The organism is Fibrobacter sp., assembly GCF_045601785.1.
In the GTDB taxonomy this organism is placed as follows: Bacteria; Fibrobacterota; Fibrobacteria; order Fibrobacterales; family Fibrobacteraceae; genus Fibrobacter.
This window is the reverse complement of record NZ_JAZSAF010000030.1, coordinates 24,445-45,870: the sequence shown is the minus strand read 5'-3', so window position 1 is coordinate 45,870 and position 21,426 is coordinate 24,445. Positions and strand designations below refer to the sequence as shown.

The following is a 21,426-nucleotide window of genomic DNA, read 5'->3' as shown; positions in this document are numbered from 1 at the left end:
AAAACAGCCAACAGAAAAGCCCCGGTCAGACCCGGGGCTCCTCTTATGATGTTTAGTTCAGATTACTTGAACTGCTTCAGCACCTTGTGCATATTGTGCTTGTATTCGCTCCAGAACTCGGCATCGGACATCTTCTTGGCCGGCTTCTTGAAGTACATGTCATAGTCGTAATCATCGATATCCATCGGGGACGATATGCCTGCCATTACAGCGACGCAATCCGAGAATTCATCCGAAGTTTCCTTTCTATACTCATAGGCATAATCATACCTTACACCGGTATAATCCGTTACATCGTCAGTCTTATAGTATTCGTACAAATCCGAACGGCAAGCGCTCTTGTCATAGTTGTCGCCTTCAAGTTCGCCTCTCAGATCCGTATAGGAGCATGTCTTTCCACCGGAAGACAGAGTCAAGTCTATATTAAGATTGCCATACTTGTCTTCACCAAAGTTCTTGACGGACAAATCGTAGCTTTTGCCCTTGACTTCGAACTTGACAGAAGTCTTGGACTGGGACTTCACGTCAACTCCATAAGATTTGGCAGCCTCAGTAGCAAATTCACCCACATTTTCGGTAGCATACCACCCCGTAGCAAGGCTTGCATAAACGGACATACCACTCAGGAATTCATACAGAGACATCAGGAACTCGGACTTGGTCACGTCATCGGTATAATAATCGTAATCGTAGTCATAGTCGTAATCGTAGTCATAGTCGTTATCGTAGATGTATTCAATATCGGCGGTAATGGAACTCGAAGTAATCTTCAAGGTGACCTTTTCCCATTCGTCGCGTTTGCGGCAGCTCACGATGCCATCGTAATCGATACGGCACGGAACAGAAACCCAGGTACCCTTGATCGAAGAGGCGTCTCCGCCCACAAAGATTCCAATGGAAGATTCTTCGTCAAAGTAGGAAGCCTTTAAATTCAGCGCCACATTACCATCAATAGAGTACTTCAGGGAATCGCGCAAGAATGCCACATTTTCCGCAGACAGATTCATAAACTCATACTTATAGGTCATTGTATCGTTGCCTTCATCGATGGTCTTCCAAGATGCACTCTTGGTCGCTTCATCGAGAACGCAGTATTCATCCTTGTTTTCCGAATAGAAGGTGACAGACTTCGCCGTTTCATCAAGGTTGACGATAGTCGCCTTCTTGGTCGTTCCATCGGCACCCGACGAGCTGTCGTCGCCGCAAGCAACCAGGCTAAAAGTGGCACAGGCCCCGACAAGGGCGAGCAGTTTATTGAACTTCATAGATTTTCTCCTTATAAAGAAATGTTTAACGACAAATATAATATCATCATAACAAGAAAAAAAGCTATTCCTGACAAACTCTATGGACATTGAAGCAATTTGCACCCATATTTCGACACAAAAAATATTTTTTTTGTTGTTCATGGTTACTTTTAGTTAGATTTTCCGCAATGCGTCTAACGCCCAAATCTATCGGACTTCTGCTAGCCCCGCTCTGTCTGGGGCTTATCTGCTGCAGTTTTCCGGTGCGCACGGGCTACGACAGGAGCATTGGCGACTACAAGCCCGTTCCCAAAAGCGAGACGGCAGCCGCCCCCGTTGCAGAAAAAAAAGCCTCGCCACAGGCAAATACTTCCCAAAAGAATGTAGCCGCAAGGCAAGACACCGTCAAGCACCAGAATTCCGTCGAAAAGGCAAGAGCCGCCGTCAACAAGAAAGAAATTGCAAAGGCCGCCGAAAAGCAGGCACCCCGCGGAAGCTTCGAGAACTACGCCCGGCAATGGCTTGGCGCAAAGTACGGCTACGGCAAGGCCACCAAGACCAGGACAGACTGTTCCGGCTACGTGATGCAGGTCTACAAGGGATACTACAACATTGCGCTCGACCACAGCGCCTCTTCGATGTACAAGGACAGCCGCGGAAAATCCGTTAGCCGCGGAAGCCTCAAGGAAGGCGACCTTGTCTTTTTCGGAAGTCTCTGGAAAATCGACCACGTGGGAATGTACCTTTCGGGAGACCGGTTCATCCATGCGAGCACGAGCAAGGGGGTGATGATTTCTCCGATGCACGACAAGTACTGGAGTCCCAAGTACCAGGGCGCGAGAAGGTTCAGGTAAATGACAAATGACCAATGTGTAATGTGAAATGAGTAATCACACATTTCACATCACACACTACACACCATTTACTATCTTTCTAAGCATGAAGAAAATTGCATTCCAGGGCCGCAAGGGAGCCTATAGCGACTGCGCCGCGCATTACCTATTCGGTGAAAACATCGAGACTCTCCCGATGGACACGTTCGAGGAAATCTACCAGGCGGTAGAAACGGGCGAAGCCGACGGCGGAGCCATTCCCATCGAAAATTCAACGGCAGGATCCATCGAGGCAAACTACGACCTGCTTTACAAATGGCGTCACCGTATCGTGGGCGAAGTCATGCTGCGTATCGAGCATACCCTGTGCGTGATGCCGGGCGTAAAGCTTACCGACCTAAAGCGTGTCTACAGCCACCCGCAGGCACTTGCGCAGTGTTCCAGGTTCTTTGCGGAAAACCCGCAGATCAAGGCCGTACCCGCATTCGACACCGCAGGCTCTGCCGAAGAACTCGCCGGAAGAAAGGCTATGGACGAAGGCGCCATCGCGAGCGCCTACGCCGCCAAGATCTACAATCTGGATATTTTGAAGGCGGGACTAGAAAATCTGAAGGGGACGAACTTCACGCGTTTCTATGGCATCCAGAAATCACCCGCCACATTCGACGGAATCGAAGGTGCCAAGACGACCATGCTTTTTGAACTTGCCGACGACCACGCGGTGGGCGCCCTCTACAATGCTCTCGGCTGCTTTGCGAAGCGCGGCATCAACCTGACCCGTTGCGAAAGCAGGCCGCATCCCGACAAACCGTGGGAATATATTTTCCACGTATCCTTCGAGGCGAACGTGAACGAGGATCGCGCCCAGGCCGCCCTCGCCGAACTCAAGAACTACACGAGCCAGATGTACATTCTGGGAACATTCAAGAAGGGCGTCGTCGAGACTCTTAAATACTAGATTGCCGCGCCCCTATGGGGGCTCGCAATGACGTTTTAATGAAATTAAAAAGGAACGATTATGGCATACGAACGCACCGACAGAAAGTTTGACGAATACCGCAACCTTAAAATGACCACGGGCTTTATTTCGAGCGCCGACGGTTCCGTCCTCATCGAGATGGGACGCACCCGCGTCATCTGCAACGCCACCCTTTTACCGAAGGTTCCCGACTGGCTCGCCGGTAAAGGCACCGGCTGGATTACCGCTGAGTACAGCCTCTTGCCGCAGAGTACGGGCAAGCGCGTAGAACGCGAGCGCAAGGGCGCGAGCGGCCGCACTCAAGAAATCCAGCGACTGGTAGGCCGCTCGCTGCGGGGTGCCGCCGACTTAGCCGCCCTCGGTGAAAACGCCATCGTGGTCGACTGCGACGTGATCGAAGCCGACGGTGGCACTCGTACCGCAAGCATTATCGGCGGCTTCGTCGCCCTTGCGATTGCCCTCAAGAAAATCAAGGCGCGGCTCGGAATCACGCAGCAGATTCTGCAGCACGGCATCACCGCGATTTCCGTCGGCGTTGTCGCGGGCAAGCCCCTCTGCGACCTCTGCTATGTTGAAGACTCCGCAGCCGACGTGGATATGAACGTGGTGATGCAAGACGCGAAGAACTTCATCGAGGTGCAGGGCACCGGTGAACACGCGAGCTTCGACCGCAACATGCTGAACACGCTCCTTGACCTTGGCGAAAAAGCCTGCAAGGACATCTACAAAAAGCAGATGGAATTGATCGGCGGCGAACTGCCGTAAGAAACAAAGACCGCTCGGCTCTGTTGCGTTCATAAAAATGTGATTTCGCAGACTAGTAACGAATTTTGCCTTCGGCAACCTTGCGCAGGTGCTGGCCGTAAGGAGACTTTCCGTACTTGGCGGCAGATTCCAGGAGTTTTTCCTTGGAAATCCAGCCGTTGATGTAGGCGATTTCTTCGACTGCAGAAATCTGGATGCCCTGGCGGTTTTCCACCATCTTCACAAACTCGCCCGCTTCGATCAGGCTGTCCATGGTCCCGGTATCAAGCCAAGCAAAGCCGCGGCCAAGGAGTTTCACGTCAAGTTCACCCTTGTCCAAATACACGCGGTTCAAGTCCGTAATCTCAAGTTCGCCGCGGGCGCTTGGCTTCTGGGCTTTCGCAAAACCCGACACGCGGTTGTCGTAGAAATAAAGTCCGGTAATCGCGTAGTTGCTCTTGGGTTCCTTCGGCTTTTCTTCCACCGAAATCACCTTGCCCGACTCGTCGAATTCCACCACGCCAAAGCGTTCCGGGTCTTCGACATAGTAACCGAACACACTTGCGCGGCCATTCTGTTCGGCATTCTTCACGGCAGCCTTCAGAAGCGGGCTAAAGCCGTTACCGTAAAAGATGTTGTCACCGAGCACCATGGCGCAGCAATCGTTACCGATGAACTCTTCGCCTAGAATGAATGCCTGAGCAAGTCCATCAGGACTCGGCTGCACCTTGTAGCTCAAGTTGAGTCCCATCGAAGAACCATCACCGAGCAGGCGTTCAAAGTTCGGCAAATCCATCGGCGTTGAAATGATGAGGATGTCGCGAATACCCGCGAGCATAAGCGTCGAAAGCGGGTAGTAAATCATGGGTTTGTCGTAAACAGGCAAGAGCTGCTTAGAAGTCACCATGGTCAGCGGATAAAGCCTTGTACCGGAACCCCCGGCGAGAACGATTCCCTTCATTAGTACTTCCCGTATTTGTAGCCATACCCTTCGGTGCGGCTGTGTTCATACTTGTTGATGACGATAGATGCATGGGCACTGGAATTGCCCTTGAGGATCTGCGCCATACCATCCTTGATAGCCTCGATAGAATGCTTGTTGTATTCGATCACCATCACAATCTGGGCGGCAACGCGGCAAGCGAGAGCAGCGTCCGTCACCAACATAATCGGCGGCGTATCGACAATCACAAGATCATAGTCTTTCTTGAACTCTTCAATCAGTTCGACGTAGTGCTTGGAGCCAAGTAATTCTGCCGGATTAGCCGGAACGTTGCCACACGGAATCACGAACAGGTTTTCAACTTCGGTCGAATGAACCACATCTTCCGGTTTCACTTCACGGAGAAGCACCTGGGAAAGCCCATTGCCGCGCTTGATCCCAAATTCCTTGTGCAGACGGCCCTTGCGAAGGTCGGCATCGATCAAGAGAACCTTCTTTCCAAGGCCCGCAAACAGGGCAGCGAGGTTCACCGAAATAAAGCTCTTGCCCACACCAGGGATAAGTCCGCTCACACCGATGACAGAACCCCCTTCGTCCATCATCGAGAATTCTAGAGAAGAGCGAAGCGCTCGCAGCGATTCCACCGCCACGTCGTCGGGTTCCACCACGGCAAGGGGTCTGGTCCCCTTGGTACCCTTGGGATTGCCCTTCGGAACTTTCGCATACACCGTAAAGCCCGTTTCCTTTTCGATAAACGAGGCGCTCTTCACGCCGCTGCTGAACCTGGACTTGATAGAGACAATCAGCGCTCCAAACAGGAATCCGAGGAACAGCGCAAGGCACACAACCATTTTCTTTTTGGGCTTGGTCGGTTTCGTCACCTGTTCTGCAAAGTCGATGATGCGAACGGAGCCAACTTCACCCGCAGAAACCAGACGCAACTGCTGAATATTGTTCAGAAGCGAGGTGTACATGACCTTGGAAAGTTCCACTTCGTTCTGAAGCTTTAGAACTTCCTGTTGCGTGGCAGGCAACTTGCGAACTTCGCTAGACGTACCAGCCAGTTCGCGTTTCAGGGCGTTTTCCTGATCTTCCAAGGTCTTTACCGTCGGGTGTTCTGCGTGGAACAGGCGAATTGCTTCCTGCTTCTTTTGTTGCAGAGACAAAATATCCTGCTGCAGTTTCATACGGCGTTGCAAAACCAACTGCGTTTCGGCATTGATATCCACAGAACCAACGCGGTTACGGTAGGTGTTCAAGTTCAGGAGAGAAGAATCCATTTGTGCCTTGACACCCGGCAACTGCTGTTCCAAAAATTCTAGTGTCTTTTGCGCCTCGGCGTTGCGTTCTTCCACATTCTGCCGCAGGTAAGAGGCCGCAACCTCATTCAAGATTTCAACAGCACGGTCTGCATAGATATCCTGGTATGAAAACTCAAGGATACCCGTTTTCTTTCCCTTTTCCTTGACATCGAAAGCAGACCTGAAGCTTGCGATAGCGTCCAAGCGTTTTTTCTTGGAAACTTCAAATGTCTGTCCCTTGCGGACTTCAGCATGGATAATTCCAAACGAAGCGGAATCTCCCCTATAAACAAAATGATAGGTCTGTCCAGCGACACCCGAAAGGACCTTCTCGCCATTGCAATCGAACAAGTCAAAGGAGCCCAGCGAATCCTTAGTCTCGACAATCCAAGGTTCATCCACCTCGTCTTTAGTCAAGCGTTCGACAGGAATATTGAAATTGCTCAAATCAATGCGACCTTCCTGATGAAGGAGCCTATCCACCTTATTCTGGGGAACGGCAATCAAATCCAGGTGCATCTTTTCAACGGCAGACCCCATCACCTGACGGCTCTTAATCAGTTCCATTTCCGTTTCGGCAGGACTACTTGTCGCAAACAGGGAGCCGAGGCTTCCCATCAAACCGGCTGTTTTGTTGTTTTTTGACTCAATTTGCAACAACGCATCAACCTGGTAGACAGGGCGAATCCACATTGCAACAAAAACGCCTATAATACCCGACAACAAAAGGCAGGGTACCATAATGGTCCAGTTCTTTACAAGTTCCTTCAAAAATTCACCAAGGTCGGTTTCTTCTTTTTTCTTTGTTGCCATAAAAGCAGTTCCTTCAAACTCAATACAAGCTTAATTTAGCAAATACAGCCATTCCATAAAAAATCTATCTTTGGCTTTATGAGTGAAAACGCCCACAAATCGCTGAAAGACTTTTTGCCAACAACCCCTTTTAACGCCGGCGAAGGCGCCGAGACCCTGTTGGATGCGTTCATGGCATGGGCGGAATCCCGCGGCACAACGCTCTACCCCGCCCAGGAAGAAGCCATTTTGGAGCTTTTGGACGGGAAAAACGTCATTTTGAACACCCCCACGGGCTCAGGCAAATCGATGGTCGCCCTGGCACTCCATTTCGACAGTTTGGCTCATGGACGCCGAAGCGTCTACACCTGCCCCATCAAGGCGCTGGTGAACGAAAAATGGATGGCGCTCTGCAAGGAATTCGGTGCCGAGAATGTAGGACTTTCGACAGGTGATGCAACCGTAAACCACAATGCACCGATACTCTGTTGTACCGCAGAAATTCTCTCCAACATGGCGCTGAACGAAGGCGAAATGCTCACCATTACCGACGTGGTCATGGACGAATTCCACTACTATTCCGACAAGGAGCGCGGGGTCGCTTGGCAGGTACCGCTGCTCACTCTTCCGCAGGCAAGATTTTTGCTCATGAGCGCAACCGTCGGCGCCACCGAATTTTTCGAACGCGACATGACGAAGCATACGGGCCGCGAGTCGGTCACGGTCCGGTCTTCGCAGCGTCCGGTGCCCTTGGATTTCAGCTATTCCGAAACTGAAATTTCGAACACGGTGCAAAAACTCGTTTCGGGCGGCAAGGCTCCCGTTTATGTAGTGCATTTTACGCAGGCAGCCGCGGCGACCAACGCCCAGAATTTCATGAGTCTGGACTTGTGTACTAAAGAAGAAAAACAGGCGATTAACGACGCCATCAAGGAAGTCCGTTTCAGCAGTCCTTACGGCCCCGAAGTCAAGCGCTGGCTCAAGCAAGGCATTGGCCTGCACCATGCGGGACTTTTGCCCAAGTACCGCATCCTCTGCGAAAAACTTGCGCAAAAGGGCCTGCTCAAGGTCATTTGCGGCACGGACACATTGGGCGTCGGCGTAAACGTGCCCATTCGAACGGTGCTTTTCACGCAGCTCTGCAAGTACAGTGGCGACAAGACCGCAATCCTTACCGCCCGCGACTTTCACCAGATTGCAGGCCGCGCAGGCCGTAAAGGTTTCGACGACATCGGCTACGTGGTGGCGCAGGCTCCCGAGCATGTGATCGAGAATCTGAAACTCGAAGCCAAGACAAAACAGACCGGCAAAAAATTCCAGAAAAAGAAACCGCCCGAGCACGGCTACGTTCCTTTTGACGAAAGCACCTACAAGCGCCTCATTGCCGCCTCGCCGGAGCCGCTCACATCGAGTTTTCAGGTGAGTCACGGAATGCTCCTGAACATTCTGAGCCGCCCCACGGACGGCTGCACCGCCATGCGCAACCTGCTCAAGGATTGCCACGAAAGCGCCACTAGCAAAAAGAAATTGCAGCACCGTGCTTTTCAGCTTTTCAAGAGCCTCGTCAAAAAAAATATCATCGAATTCGTGACGCCAATTGCACCGGGTTACAGCAAACTCCGCGTCAACATGGACTTGCAAGACGACTTTTCCATGAACCAGCCGCTTTCGCTGTACTTGGTCGACACGCTCCCGAAACTGGACCGCGAAAGCCCCGAATACGCCCTCGATGTCATTACTTTGTGCGAAAGCATCGTCGAAAATCCCGAAGCAATCCTTCGCATTCAACAGAACAAGGCGCGTAACGCCCGCCTCGACGAACTCAAGGCGCAGGGCATGGAATTCAACCAGCGCATGGAAGAAATTGAGAAGGTGGAATATCCCAAGCCGCTTCGCGATTTCATTTACGACACCTTCAACGCCTTTGCCGAAGAACACCCTTGGGTCGACGTGAATATTGAACCCAAGAGCATCGTGCGCGAAATGTTCGAGAACTTCAGCACTTTTAGCGGCTACGTGAAGCAGTATGGATTGCAGCGCATGGAAGCAATTCTACTCCGACATATCAACGGCGTTTACAAGGTGCTCACCCAAACCGTTCCCGACGGCTACAAGAACGAGGAACTCCTCGACATGCAAGACTACCTCGGCGACATGATTCGCCGCACCGACTCGAGCCTGCTCGAAGAATGGGAAAAGATGGCCCACCCCGAAGACTACCAGAAGCGCATGGAAGCCGCGGGCGCCACGGAACTCGAGACCGCCTTCGGGGCCGACAAGGTGGCCGCCGACATTACCTACGACAAAAAGCATTTTATTGTCATGGTGCGCCAGCGCATCTTCCAGCTTATGTCCGCTTTGCAGAAGCAGGCCTATGGCGATGTGCTCGACATGCTCGCCGATGACCTCGCCGAAGGGCAGATGCTCGTGGACGGCGACGGAAAGCCTTGGACCGAAAACGGTCTCATGGAAATCATGGCCGCCTATACCGCAGAACACCACAAGTTCCGTCTCGATGTCGAAGGCCGCTCGTTGCACCATACGATTATCACCTACGAAGGTGATATCATGCACGTGCAGCAGATGCTGCAAGACGAAGAAGACTTTAACGACTGGAGCATCGATTTCGATGTGAATCTTGCCGAATGCCGCGACGCGGGCATGCCGCTCCTTAAAATGAAACGCATCGGCGAAGTATAATCGCCGATGCGCTAATCATTCCAAGGAGCTAGGTGATGATTATTTTTCAGTTCCTGGTTTCAGCGTATACACGTGTTCCATGTGGTTGTCGAAGACCATGTACTTGGCATCGGCATAAACACCTTCGTTTTTAAGCTTGAATGCCGCACGGGTCATGCAGCCACAGCCTTCGTTCGGCTCCAGCTTGACCGATTCGATAACGCTTGTTTCGGTTTTTGCATAGAGCGTATCATTCGAAGGATACACATTGACCTTTTCAACCTTTTTATCGCAATCAAAAGTCGCTTCAAAGACCAATACGACATCGTCTCCGTCAAAATGCATTCTTGCATACGGAATGATTTCTCCATCGGAGCCCTTTTCCGTGAAATCATCCCAGCTATCCACAAGACGGAACTTGTTGCTCAAAAGATTTTCATTTTCATCGGGCGATGCATCGCAATAACCAATCACATCCGTCACTTTCTGATGCGGCTCAGATTCATCAAATTCCGGCGCATCGGGAATCACGGGCTCTTCGATTTCGGGCCTTTCAGGCGCAGGTTCAGAAGTCACCTCGAAGACATCGCCAGAATACTTGAAATACTTGGCATCGGCATCGCTTGACTTAATGCTGAACAGGTGATCCTTGATGCACATGCAGCTTGTCACGGCGGCATCCTCCAAATCAAACCAGATTTCCAAGGTATCGCCCAATCGCTTAGACTTGAAATCGGCCATAATGCCGCAGTAATCATTCAATTCAGGAACCAAGATTTGATTGTTTCCCGTTGAATCTTCAACTAAGTACGCTTTATCCAATTCATCGGAGCCCGCTTTTTTGTATAAAACGCCCAAGCCGTTATCAAGGCATTTGCTAGCCATCTGCAGGTCAACACGATTGGATCCTGTCAAAGCATGATTACCGTTAGAATTCGACGAAGAATCATCGCCGCATGCCCAGAAAGCAAGCGAAAAGGCCACACAACAGGACAAAAACTTTTTCACGTAAACCTCCTACACGATTCAATATAAATTAACACTATCCTAAAAACAAGCCTTTCTGCCCATTTTTTCATTTTTTGCAAAAAACGATGATACGAATCACTAAGAAACGGGGCGTTACGGGGGTGGAACCCCCGTTGGAAAGGGTAGGCCAAGCGCGGCTTGGGCGAGGGGAAGGCTTTCCCCCATTGAACCTTACTTTTTTGTAACATAGATGCATTTTTCACCCCATTTTCTGTCTACCGCCTACTGTCTACTGCCTACTTTTTTTATCAATGCCCTAAAGGGCAAGATAGTGCAGCTCGGCAATGCAAGTTCTAGCAGGCTAGCCCTTGCACTGCTCTCGCTTTTTTCTATCTTTGCACCCGCAAAAATTCAAAAGGACACAAACCATGAACTACAATCCTTTAGCACAGGCTCTCAACGCCGAACTTTCCGCAAACGGCTGCAAAGTTCTCGACATGCTCTCTGAACAGGGCAAGGCGATTTTCTTCCCCCGCAAGGGTATCCTCGGCCAAGGCGCCGAAGCCAAGGGCTCCGAGATCAACGCTACGATTGGCACCGCCCTCGAAGACGATGGCTCTCCGCTCGTGCTGGATTGCGTTCTCAAGTCCCTGAATCTGCCCAAGCAGGCCTTCCTGTATGCCCCGAGCTTCGGTAACCCGGACCTCCGCAAGGAATGGAAGAAGCAGGTCATCATCAAGAACCCGACGCTTGCAAACAAGAACTTCAGCACGCCGGTCGTGACCTGCGCCTTGACGCATGCCATCAGCTGCGCCGGCTACATGTTCCTCGACGCCGGCGACGAAGTGATTATCCCGGACCTGTACTGGGACAACTACGAGCTCGTGTTCGAAAACGCCCGCGGCGCCAAGATCAAGACCTTCAACACCTTCAAGAACGGCGGTTTCGATACCGAAGCCTTGAAGGCCGCTTTGGAAAACAGCAAGGGCGACAAGAAGGTCGTGCTCCTGAACTTCCCGAACAACCCGACCGGCTACACCGCTACCGAAACGGAAGCGGTTGAAATCGCCAAGATCCTCACCGAATGCGCCGCCAAGGGCAACAAGGTGGTGGCCCTCCTCGACGACGCTTACTTCGGACTGGTGTACGAAGAAGGCGTGACCAAGGAATCCCTGTTCGTGAAGCTCGTGGACGCTCACGAAAACCTCCTCGCCGTCAAGCTCGACGGTCCGACCAAGGAAGACTACGTATGGGGCTTCCGCGTGGGCTTCATGAGCTTTGGCTTCAAGGGTGCAACAGACGCCCAGCTCAAGGCCATGGAAGACAAGGCCGCCGGTACCGTTCGTGGCAACATTTCGAACGGCCCTTCCATCAGCCAGAGGATTTTGCTTGCCGCTTACCAGAGCCCGGAATACGCCCAGCAGAAGGCCGAAAAGTACGCGACCCTCAAGAAGCGCTACGACATCATCAAGGAAGTCCTCGCCGCCCATCCGGAATACAAGGAAGCTTTCGACCCGATGCCGTGCAACAGCGGTTACTTTATGTGCATCAAGCCGAAGGGTGTCGACGCAGAACAGCTCCGCGAAAAGCTCATCAAGGACTACAGCACGGGCACCATCATGCTTTCTGGCCTGATCCGCCTCGCATTCTCCGCCGTTCCGACCGAAAAGCTTCCCAAGCTGTTCGACAATATCTATAATTGCATTTTGAAGATGAAGTAAACAGTGGTTAGTAAACAGTGGTTAGTAAACAGGAATATTTAAGTGGCTAGTATACAGTGATCAGTAAACAGGAATGTAAAAGGAAAGTTCTTATTACAATCCTAACCACTAATCACCAATCACTAACCACCAATCACTAACCACCAACCACTAATCACTAACCACTCATTGGAGGAATAATGTCCGACAACGCCATTTTAAGTTACAACGGAAAGAGCATCGAGCTCCCTGTTGTTGAAGGTGCTGAAAACGAACACGGTCTCGACATCTGCAAACTCCGCAAGGAAACCGGCCTGGTAACCTTGGATTACGGCTACCTAAACACCGGTAGCACCCGCAGCGCCATCACTTACGTGGACGGCGAAAAGGGAATTCTGCGTTACCGCGGCTACAGCATCGAAGACCTTGCCGAAAAGGCAACCTTCCCCGAAACCGCCTGGCTCCTGATTTACGGTGAACTGCCGACTCAGCAGCAGCTCGCGCGTTTCCGCACGTTGTTGACCGAGAACGCCCTCCTCCATGAAAACCTTCTGCACTTCTTTAGGCAGATGCCGCCGAGCGCCCACCCGATGGGCATTCTGAGTTCCATCGTGAACGCCGTGGGCCTGTTTACGCCGCGTTTCTACGACGACGAAAACATCGCCGACGTGTTCGACCTGACGACCGCAAGCCTGATTTCGAAAATCCGCACGATCGCCGCCTTCTCTTACAAGGCAAGCATCGGTGAACCGTTCGTGTACCCCGAAGCGGAACGCAGCTACTGCAGCAACTTCCTGAACATGATGTTCAGCAGCAAGGCCCGTTCTTACCACCCCGATCCGATTATGGAAAAGGCGCTGAACACGCTTCTGATTGTACACGCCGACCACGAACAGAACTGCTCTACCTCGACTGTGCGTATGGTGGGCAGCTCTCACGCTAACTTGTATGCAAGTATCTGTGCAGGCATTTGCGCCTTGTGGGGCCCGCTCCATGGCGGTGCAAACCAGGCCGTGCTCGAAACGCTCCTGCGCATTCAGCAGAGCGGCATGACCATTGACCAGGTGATGGACAAGGCCAAGGACAAGAACGATCCGTTCCGTCTTTCCGGTTTCGGTCACCGCGTGTACAAGAGCTACGACCCGCGTGCGAAGGTCTTGAAGAAGCTTATGTACCAGGTGTTCGAACGCGAACATTTCCACGACCCGCTGCTGGACATTGCGCTCAAGCTCGAAGAAGCCGCCCTCAAGGACGACTACTTCATCGAACGCAAGCTCTACCCGAACGTGGATTTCTACTCGGGCATTCTCTACCGCGCCATGGGCATTCCGACGAACATGCTTACGGTGATGTTCGCCATCGGCCGACTCCCCGGCTGGATCGCCCACTGGAAAGAAATGCACGACGATCCGAATTCGAAGATCAACCGTCCGCGCCAGATCTATACGGGCCACACTGCCCGCCCCTGGATCGACCGCGATAAAAGGTGACCGTTCGCGCCCATTCGGTTCTACCGCAATTAAAATAGCCGTCGGAGCAAATCCGGCGGCTTTTTCGTTATAAGGTTAATCAAATGTTGCGGTCGACGATTTTCGGCCGTCCCGTCTGCATTTTCAAAAGCAAGTCGACAATTTCATCCCAATGTTCCAGCGCGACCTTGCCGATGGCAGGGTCGTACATGACACCGAGATTCTTCTCTATTTCCTTGTGGCAGTAATCCAGGGACATCGCGTCACGGTAGACGCGCTTGCTCGTCATGGCATCAATGGAATCGGCAATGGCGAGTATGCGCGCGCCAATGGGGATGTCTTCCCCCTTGAGCTTTTCGGGGTATCCAAATCCATCGTAGCGTTCATGATGATGCAACACTATCTGCACCAGTTCATGGGTGTAGTTGGATTGCATCAGGATCTTTGCACCGATGACCGGATGCTGCTTGATGATTCCAAACTCTTCGTCAGTCAGGCGCCCCGGCTTGCAGAGCACCGCATCGCTGATACCCATCTTGCCAATGTCATGCAGGTGCGCCGCATGGGTAATGAGCGCCACCGACGACTCCGAAAGCCCCAGTGAGCGTGCAATCAGTTCCGTGTAGGCCTTTACGCGTTCAGAATGATGCGCCGTGTAGGAATCCTTGGCTTCCTCCACAGAAATCAGGCAATGGATCAAGTCCTTCAGGTTCTGGTTTTCGCTGTCCTGCATCGGCTTGTGGTAGCGGACCTTGTCGCGGTACATGTTCAAGTCCGCTTCCATCTTCCAGTCACTGATGGACTTGCGCACCCCCGTATCGCTGCAGAGCCTGCTTTCTCCCACGGCTATGGACAAGTGATAAATGGCGGTCTTGTTGTAGTCCTCGATATACCGCTGCAAGTTGGAATACTGGATGTACAGCGAATCGATCGGTGACTTGGTCACGACGGCAAACTCGTCACCGCCTATCCTAAAACAGTGCCCCGAGACCCCGTAGGCTGTCCGAATCGCATTACCCGCCGCCACAATCAGGGAATCTCCCGCCTGGTGGCCGAAGGTGTCGTTTGCGTATTTCAGGCCGTTGACATCCATCAGGATCATCGTCCAACGGCCACCTTCCGAATCTTCCTGGCTAATGGTCTTCAGGAGTTCATCGAAGGCAAGCCTATTTTCTAGGCTGGTCAGGCTATCCGTCGTCGCGACATCTTGCAGATGTTCGTTCATCACGCGAAGCTTGCTGTTGATCTGTTCCAGTTCAAACGAAGTCTCACGAATAAAGGTCGCCATACGGGCTGCCAGCGGAAGCCTGCTTTCTAGCCCGTCGCTGATATCTTCGACTTTGAAGCGCTTTTTCGGAACCGCAGGACCTTCGCGCATCGCGGCGACTACTAGCGTAATGTTATGCTGGTTCAAGAAGCCCTTTTCTCTCAGGAACTCTCCATGCGAAAAAAATCCCGTGCTAGAGGCAAGCCCTTTAAAGGGGGTCAACTCGTAAGTCGGTTCATGCTGCGACCAGAAAGCCTTGCGCGCCGCGCAGGAGAATATGTGCAGTACCTCGGGGGCGAACTGCTCGCATACACCGCTTTCGTCTTTGATTTTTTCGACAATCAGCCGGGGCTCACCATACGAAAGCCTTATCATGGATCCTTCGTCGATATCGGATGTCATCGTCAAGGAACCGTCTGGATTACTGGCACCGGCCGCACGCACAATCGAGACTCCATTGTGTTCATAGAGCATCGGGAACTCAAGTGCATTATAAAAGAAGTTCTGGTCGTTCTTGATGCTCAGGTACTTGTTGTAGACTTCGTAGGCAGGGACTCCTCCCAATTCGTAGAGGATGTTTCCGTCGGAGCGGGTTACATGGAAATTACGGCCAATCGGCTTCCAGCCACTAATCTTGCGGGACTGCACATAGAAATCTTCCCCACCGTAAAAGACGACCAGGAGCGCAGATTTCGAATACCCGCCCACCGAGGAGAATACGCAGGAATTCGGGCTAGTGATGTCCGGCGAACACACAATGCCGCCAAAGACCTGTATGTCTGATGCAAGCCCGCTCAGGCCATCGCACAGGGCTGTGGTCGAAAAGGACGAAATGCAGTGGTAAATTTCAATCGCCTTGACCCAAGGATTCTGAATGGATTCTTGAAGAATATCCTTCGCCACACTAGTCACCGGTTCCTTAGAAAAATCGTACTGGTGAACCATGAACTTGGTGGTCGGTTTTTCAAAGATGACCGCCGAGACAGAGATGCTTTCAGCAAGGTCACAGTCCACGATGTTTCCGCTAGTGGAATTGCCAAACCAAGGGACTTTCGGGAAATGTTTCTCTAAAATATTCCAGAGCGGCTTCAGCTTTTCGACATCGAGTTCCGCCGAATGGATCTGAAAGAACATACTCGGCGAGCCATGTTCGTTGTACCACTTGCTAAAAAGAGCAAGTTCATTTTCAAACCCAACCACGTCCCTAAAAGTAAAAACCCTATTTTTCATATCTACAATCCTTAAGGATCGAAGTCTCTTCGACACCAACCTATGGATAATATACACTTCGTTAAACGAATTTTACCAAAATGATGAAAAAAAATATTCCAAATTGGAACATCCGGAGTTAACGCCCCGCAAACTGGTCACCGAACTTAAGCTCGGTCTCCTTGGCGCCGTTTAGGTTCACCAGACGGTTTGGATCATAGCGCATAGACTTTGCCGCCCCATTTTTTAGCGATTCCAGGCGTTCAAAAAATGCCTCGGGAGTCTGTGCCGTAAGCAGAGTCTGTCTCACCAGCATTTCGGGATCGTCGAATCCCTTGCAGAGCCTTGCCGCGAGCTGTTTCAGCCGACCCAAGGCCCCCAATTCAGAGGAACCGTCTTCGAGCTTGAACTGGTAGTATAGCGAGAATACGTCCAGGGCTTCTTCAGCCGTAATTTCATGGGCGGTTTTACCTTCCCAGGCGTCCGCAATCTGTCCGAAAATCCACGGATTGTGCATGGCGCCGCGGCCAATGGACACGCCCGACACGCCATAGGTTTCAATACGTTCACGGGCGGTCGCGACGCTGTTCACGTCGCCGTTGCCAATCACGGGAATCTTGGCCGCGGAGGCGACCTTGCCAATCCAGTCCCAGTTGGCAAGGCCGTTGTACCCCTGCAAGCGGGTACGGCCATGCACCGTGAGCATTTCCACGCCTTCGCCCTCGGCGATTTTAAGCGTTTCCATCACATTGATGCTCTCGTCGTCCCAGCCGATGCGGCACTTGAGCGTCATCGGGATATCCACGCTAGAAGCATCCAGGGCGGCTCGAACGTCGTGCAGAATCTCCTGCAGGCGAGGCAAATCCCGCAATAGTCCCGAGCCACTCCCCTTGCCCGCCACCTTCGGCGCCGGGCACCCCGCATTCACCTCGATAAACTCCGGATGCAGGTTCTCGGCAATCTTTTTTGCTGCGGCGGCCATTCGGTCGGGGAACCGTCCAAAAATCTGCACCCCGAAAGGCCTTTCTTCGGGAAAAAACTTGAGCTGCTTGTGGCCATCCAGGCAAAAAACGGCATCGCCGTCCGTCGGAACGAACTCCGACACCAAAAGCCCCATGCGGTTTTTCGACAAAAAACGGCAAAGTCTCCGGAACGGAGCGTCTGTCACCCCATCCATGGGGCTCAGTATCGTGTTCGGAAAAATCCCCAAATTCCTGAGCTTGAAACATTTCAACATATTAACAACATTTATCCACAAAGATTCCGCAACAAGAGCCCCAAAAAAATATTTAATTTCATCTTGACCGGTACTCTAACTCTTTGATAAACCTATATTTAGGGCGTGGCAAATATAACTAAACAAGCACTGATTCAAGAAATCGCCAAATCCACCGGATTTGTGCGCAACGACATCAAGACCGTCATCGAGCAGTTCCTCGACCTTCTGGGTGAAAAGCTGATCGAAGGCAACACGATTGAGATCCGCGGCTTCGGCACTTTCGCCTGCAAGCCCCGCAAGGCTCGCCCCGCCCGCAACCCGCGCACCGGCGAAACCGTCCTGATCGAAGAGCGCATGGTCCCCTCGTTCAAGTTCAGCAACGACATCAAGGACAAAATCAACTCCATTGAAGCCTTTGTCGAAGGCGTTGCCGTCCAGGACAATCAGGTCAGCGACGAAATTTCTTCTTCCGTCAAGTAACGCCAGCCACCGTTTCCAAGCGTTTCATCCAGCACCACCGGACCTATCGCTTCACGTTTGAGAGTCTCGACGTGGTTTCCAACAGCCGCAAACATGCGGCGCACCTGGTGGTACAAGCCCTCCCCAATCGAAATCAGGACGGAATCACCCTCCACCGAAATTTCACGAGCAAGCACAGGGCGGCGCTCGTCCTTGAGCATCACGCCCTTTAGAAGTTCCTCCTTCTGTTCTTCGGTAAAGGGACGCGCAAGTGTCACGCGGTACTTCTTCAGGTACCCCTTCTTGGGGCTTTCCACCTTGTGAATGAAGTCGCCCTGGTTCGAAAACAGCAATAGTCCCGATGAATCCGCATCCAGGCGCCCCACCGTCTGGATTCCCATCGCCGAAAAGCGGTCGGGCAAAAGTTCAAAGACCGACTGGTGGTCGCGGGCGTTGTGGCTGCATTCCACATCAAGAGGCTTGTCCATCATGATGTAAAGCTTCTCGATCGTCGGAACCTCTTCGCCATTTACCGTTATACTTTCCGGGCGCATCTTGAGTTCGACGAAAGGATCTTCCTGAACCATCCCTTCGAGTTCAACCATTCCCATGCGCACCAGCGCACGGCATTCCTTGCGGGAACCAAAGCCGATGGAAGCAAGCAGTCTATCCAAGGTCAGGGCGGGCATCAGTCATCCTCCGTCATGATGTTGACAATCTTGTTGCGGACAAAGCCGAGTTCGGGCAGTTCGCCCGTCTTAAGGATATGGGCTCGGCGGCGCCAGAACGTAAAGGCGAGAATGCCCCCGTAGAAAAGCGTCGCAAGCAGAAGCCCCAAGGTGCGGCAAAGGTTCACCGACGCACGCAGGCGGCCTTCGGCTCGCACTTCATGGTCGCGCGTCCAGTCCATACGGAAATCCCAGTCGCCAATGTAGGGGTAGCTCTTTAAAAATCCGTTCAATGCGGCGGCATATCCCATATTATCGTATTCCATGCGGAAACCTTCGACAAAGCAATCGACGAAGCGCACCCGGAACAGCTTGAAGATGGCGGAAAGCTCGTGGCGCACCGCCCAGAAGGCGCGGGTATCGAATTCCGGCGTCAAAAGAAGCGTCCAGAATTCCTTATCAGTCAAGGAACGTTTTTCCGGCTTATCTTCTTCTGCCGTATCTTCAGCTTCCTTGCCCCGAGCATCGCCTTCGTTCGACTTTTCCTCAACGGGCTTGTCGGCTTCAGCCGGTTTATTTTCTTCGGGAGTACTCCCGGCGGGTTTCTCCGTTTCGGATTCCTTTGGCGGTTTCACCGTTTCAAGCTTCGGTTCCGTCGCTGCCGGAGTTTCGTCGCTCACGGCAGGCTTATTTTCTTCGGGAGTGCTTTCGGGCGTTTTTTCCCGTACCGACTTTGCCTCTTCAATTTCCGGAGCGTTCGACTTTTCTACCGACTCTGGCTCCGGGCTCGACACATCGAACACATCTTCTTCGTCTTCGTCATCCTTGCCGAACTTTTTCTTATAGGTGTAAAGGACTTTCTTGAACAGGCGAACGCGAACATTCACCCCTTCCATTCCCGCATCAAAATCTACCCAGAATAAAAACGGGAAAAACAGGGCGACAAGCGCCAAAGCACAAAGAACGCCCAGAACCCACAGCAAGGCCGCTACTTCTCCGTTTCGTCAGCCTTCTTGGTGATAACGTCAATCAGCTCGGCGAAGCTCTTGGTCTTGAGAATCTGGCTGAACTGATCCTTGTAGTTGCGGGCCGTGGAAAGATCGTCGATAATCAAGTCCCAGGCCTTCCACTTGCCATCGACCAAGCTCATCTTGTATTCGAGTACCGATTCCTTGCCCTTGTTCCAGAGGTGCGCCACCACGCGGGCTTCGGAATCGCCCTTCATCTTGGCAGGTTCATAGATTGTCGAATCAGCTCGGTAGAGTTCCAGGCGCTTTGCGCTGGAGTTCCGGACCATGCGCTGGAATTCAGTCACAAATTTTTCCTGGGAAGCGGCATCCTGAGCTTCCCAGTCCTTGTTGGACAGGGACTTCTTTGCCAAGAGGGCAAAATCGAACGAATCGTTCAGCAAGCTCTTGACCCTTTCGGTTTCCTTGGCATTTCGGCTAGACTTCTTGAGAAGCGTCTGGAGTTCCGCATCCTTTTTCTTGATTGCAGCTACGGGATCTTCCGCGGCAAAAGCCATCAACGAAACACAGGCCAGAGCGATTAGAACTTTCTTGAACATGACTGATTCTCCTTTACACTCACTGGTTCATATAAATCGTGTGATATTCCTTCAACGACATTCCCATCTTAGAAATTAGCTGGGCAAACTGCACATTGTACTCACATACCGCAAAATAGTAATCTTTCTGCATCGTGATGTTCTGCGTGTAGGCGCTTACCAGTTCACCCGTCTTGGATTTGTCGAGGTCGTACTGCATCGCCGCCCCCTTCAAGATGGACTCCGTCGCACGGAGGCTCTCCTTGAGCGCATCCATTTTTTCCTTGGCGGCAAGCACCTGGTAATACTGGTCCTCGGCCTTCGCCATGAGTCCATCGGCGGCGTAAGATTCCTTCAGCTGAAGCCCACGGTACTCGGTCCGTACAGAGCGGAAGTTTTCCCAGTTCTTCCAGAAATTCAAGTTGTAGCGTACGCCGAAACCGATAAGACCTTCCAACTTGTTCACGGCGTCTTCCGAGAAGGCGTCCTTCTGCATGATGCTGCGGTTTCCGGCCCAGCTTTTCACATATTCGACTTCACCCATCACAAAGAATTCAGGAGCAAGTTTCGCTTCGGCAAGGTCCATCTGAATGCGGCGGGCACGTAGTCCTGCCGAAAGGCGCCTAAGATCGGGATGGTACTTGGCGGTCAGGGAGCGCACTTCTTCGAGCATCGGGAGCTGTTCGGGACGCGGAAGCAACAGAGTGTCTTCGGCAACAAAGGAATCTTCCTTGCGCATGTTCAGGGAGAAACGAATGGCAAGCATCACCCGTTTCATGCCCAGGTTCGCCTCGGAGAGTCCCTCCTTCACCGTGTGCATTTTCGCCTTCAGGTTCAAGAGGTCCATCTGCGACACATTCGGATCGTCGTCGTCCAGGGCCTCCTCGAGCTTTTCGTAAGCTTCATCCACCTTCGACTTGGCATCCGTTGCAATACGGATCATTTCACGCGCCAAGAGGTAATTGTAGTAATAGGTCTGCAGTTCCACATCCTTGTCGTGGACTTGGTTCTCGATTTCAAAGCTTTTCTGCTGGAGGTCTGCTTCAAGGGCTTTTTTTCCGGAGCGATACTGCCCCAAATTCAGCGGCTGGATAAATTTCGCCTGCACGCCCCAAAAAGGACCCATTCGGCTAAAGTCGTAGACCGAAACCGTGTCGCCATTGCGAAGTTCTTCTTTAAGGCCGGGAGCAGGGCCCACCATCATGGAGGCATAAAAAGTCGGGAGAATGGCTTCAGCCTTCAGCTTGCGGATCTGGTTTTTCTTTTCTTCGGTTCCCTGCTGCAGTTCCTTTACCTGTGGGTCTGCCTCCAATCCTTCCTCCACAAATTGCGTCAGGCTATACCGAACCTCGCTGGCAAAAGCGCAGGACGCAAGGAGAAGGACTATGGCGAAACGATACAT

The 21,426-nt window shown here is 52.2% G+C and carries 17 protein-coding genes; 7 read left to right on the top strand and 10 right to left on the bottom strand.

Annotation, left to right across the window (positions count from 1 at the left end; all coding sequences use genetic code 11):
- Window positions 1-62: 62 nt before the first annotated feature.
- The gene (locus ACKI61_RS04935) at window positions 63-1,265 is read right to left on the bottom strand and encodes a hypothetical protein (protein WP_407456665.1); all 1,203 of its coding nucleotides are present in this window, start codon (window positions 1,263-1,265) and stop codon (window positions 63-65) included.
- Between the two features lie 170 nt (window positions 1,266-1,435).
- Between ACKI61_RS04935 and ACKI61_RS04930 the strand changes: the two genes are divergently transcribed.
- The 3 genes from ACKI61_RS04930 to rph all read left to right on the top strand — a co-directional run bounded on the left by ACKI61_RS04930 (window position 1,436) and on the right by rph (window position 3,824).
- Complete coding sequence (locus ACKI61_RS04930; RefSeq protein ID WP_407456664.1) at window positions 1,436-2,101, top strand: C40 family peptidase; 666 nt, start codon at window positions 1,436-1,438, stop codon at window positions 2,099-2,101.
- A gap of 85 nt (window positions 2,102-2,186) precedes the next feature.
- Window positions 2,187-3,038, top strand: a complete 852-nt coding sequence (locus tag ACKI61_RS04925; RefSeq protein ID WP_407456663.1) for a prephenate dehydratase — start codon at window positions 2,187-2,189, stop codon at window positions 3,036-3,038.
- 60 nt (window positions 3,039-3,098) lie between these two features.
- Window positions 3,099-3,824 (top strand): ribonuclease PH, encoded by a 726-nt coding sequence (gene rph / locus ACKI61_RS04920; RefSeq protein ID WP_407456662.1) that lies wholly within the window; start codon window positions 3,099-3,101, stop codon window positions 3,822-3,824.
- Between the two features lie 52 nt (window positions 3,825-3,876).
- Here the strand turns inward: rph and rfbA are convergent, their stop codons facing one another.
- On the bottom strand, window positions 3,877-4,764 hold the full coding sequence (gene rfbA, locus ACKI61_RS04915) for a glucose-1-phosphate thymidylyltransferase RfbA (RefSeq protein WP_407456661.1): 888 nt from the start codon (window positions 4,762-4,764) through the stop codon (window positions 3,877-3,879).
- The gene (locus ACKI61_RS04910; protein ID WP_407456660.1) at window positions 4,764-6,860 is read right to left on the bottom strand and encodes a polysaccharide biosynthesis tyrosine autokinase; all 2,097 of its coding nucleotides are present in this window, start codon (window positions 6,858-6,860) and stop codon (window positions 4,764-4,766) included. The genes rfbA and ACKI61_RS04910 overlap by 1 nt, the downstream gene beginning before the upstream one ends.
- 78 nt (window positions 6,861-6,938) lie before the next feature.
- Here ACKI61_RS04910 and ACKI61_RS04905 point away from each other — a divergent pair, with 78 nt between their 5' ends.
- Complete coding sequence (locus ACKI61_RS04905) at window positions 6,939-9,539, top strand: DEAD/DEAH box helicase (protein ID WP_407456659.1); 2,601 nt, start codon at window positions 6,939-6,941, stop codon at window positions 9,537-9,539.
- Window positions 9,540-9,578: 39 nt separating this feature from the next.
- On the opposite strand, the gene ACKI61_RS04900 is transcribed toward ACKI61_RS04905, so the two are convergent.
- A complete protein-coding gene (locus ACKI61_RS04900; RefSeq protein ID WP_407456658.1) occupies window positions 9,579-10,526 on the bottom strand; it encodes a hypothetical protein in 948 nt (315 codons plus the stop codon).
- A gap of 389 nt (window positions 10,527-10,915) precedes the next feature.
- On the opposite strand from ACKI61_RS04900, the gene ACKI61_RS04895 reads away from it, so the two are divergent.
- Window positions 10,916-12,208, top strand: a complete 1,293-nt coding sequence (locus ACKI61_RS04895; protein ID WP_407456657.1) for an aminotransferase class I/II-fold pyridoxal phosphate-dependent enzyme — start codon at window positions 10,916-10,918, stop codon at window positions 12,206-12,208.
- A 179-nt stretch (window positions 12,209-12,387) separates the two neighbouring features.
- Window positions 12,388-13,677 carry a citrate synthase gene (locus ACKI61_RS04890; protein ID WP_300192028.1) on the top strand — a complete coding sequence of 430 codons (1,290 nt, stop codon included), beginning with the start codon at window positions 12,388-12,390 and terminating at the stop codon, window positions 13,675-13,677.
- 79 nt (window positions 13,678-13,756) lie between these two features.
- Here ACKI61_RS04890 and ACKI61_RS04885 read toward each other — a convergent pair whose 3' ends face one another.
- Both ACKI61_RS04885 and ACKI61_RS04880 read right to left on the bottom strand, forming a co-directional pair.
- Window positions 13,757-16,153: an HD domain-containing phosphohydrolase gene (locus ACKI61_RS04885; RefSeq protein WP_407456656.1), complete on the bottom strand. Its 2,397-nt coding sequence runs from the start codon at window positions 16,151-16,153 to the stop codon at window positions 13,757-13,759.
- Window positions 16,154-16,271: 118 nt separating this feature from the next.
- Window positions 16,272-17,369, bottom strand: coding sequence for a tRNA dihydrouridine synthase (locus ACKI61_RS04880; protein ID WP_407456655.1), 1,098 nt, complete (start codon window positions 17,367-17,369; stop codon window positions 16,272-16,274).
- 105 nt (window positions 17,370-17,474) lie between these two features.
- On the opposite strand from ACKI61_RS04880, the gene ACKI61_RS04875 reads away from it, so the two are divergent.
- A complete protein-coding gene (locus ACKI61_RS04875; protein WP_407456654.1) occupies window positions 17,475-17,831 on the top strand; it encodes an HU family DNA-binding protein in 357 nt (118 codons plus the stop codon).
- On the opposite strand, the gene ACKI61_RS04870 is transcribed toward ACKI61_RS04875, so the two are convergent.
- From ACKI61_RS04870 to ACKI61_RS04855, 4 genes are read right to left on the bottom strand one after another with little or no spacing between them, the layout of a single operon-like run.
- On the bottom strand, window positions 17,795-18,499 hold the full coding sequence (locus tag ACKI61_RS04870) for a pseudouridine synthase (protein ID WP_407456653.1): 705 nt from the start codon (window positions 18,497-18,499) through the stop codon (window positions 17,795-17,797). The genes ACKI61_RS04875 and ACKI61_RS04870 overlap by 37 nt on opposite strands.
- A complete protein-coding gene (locus ACKI61_RS04865) occupies window positions 18,499-19,461 on the bottom strand; it encodes a hypothetical protein (protein WP_407456652.1) in 963 nt (320 codons plus the stop codon). Before ACKI61_RS04865 ends, ACKI61_RS04870 begins: the two co-directional genes overlap by 1 nt.
- Before the next feature lie 5 nt (window positions 19,462-19,466).
- Window positions 19,467-20,045, bottom strand: coding sequence for a phospholipid-binding protein MlaC (locus ACKI61_RS04860; RefSeq protein WP_407456651.1), 579 nt, complete (start codon window positions 20,043-20,045; stop codon window positions 19,467-19,469).
- Window positions 20,046-20,064: 19 nt separating this feature from the next.
- Window positions 20,065-21,426 (bottom strand): TolC family protein, encoded by a 1,362-nt coding sequence (locus ACKI61_RS04855; RefSeq protein ID WP_407456650.1) that lies wholly within the window; start codon window positions 21,424-21,426, stop codon window positions 20,065-20,067.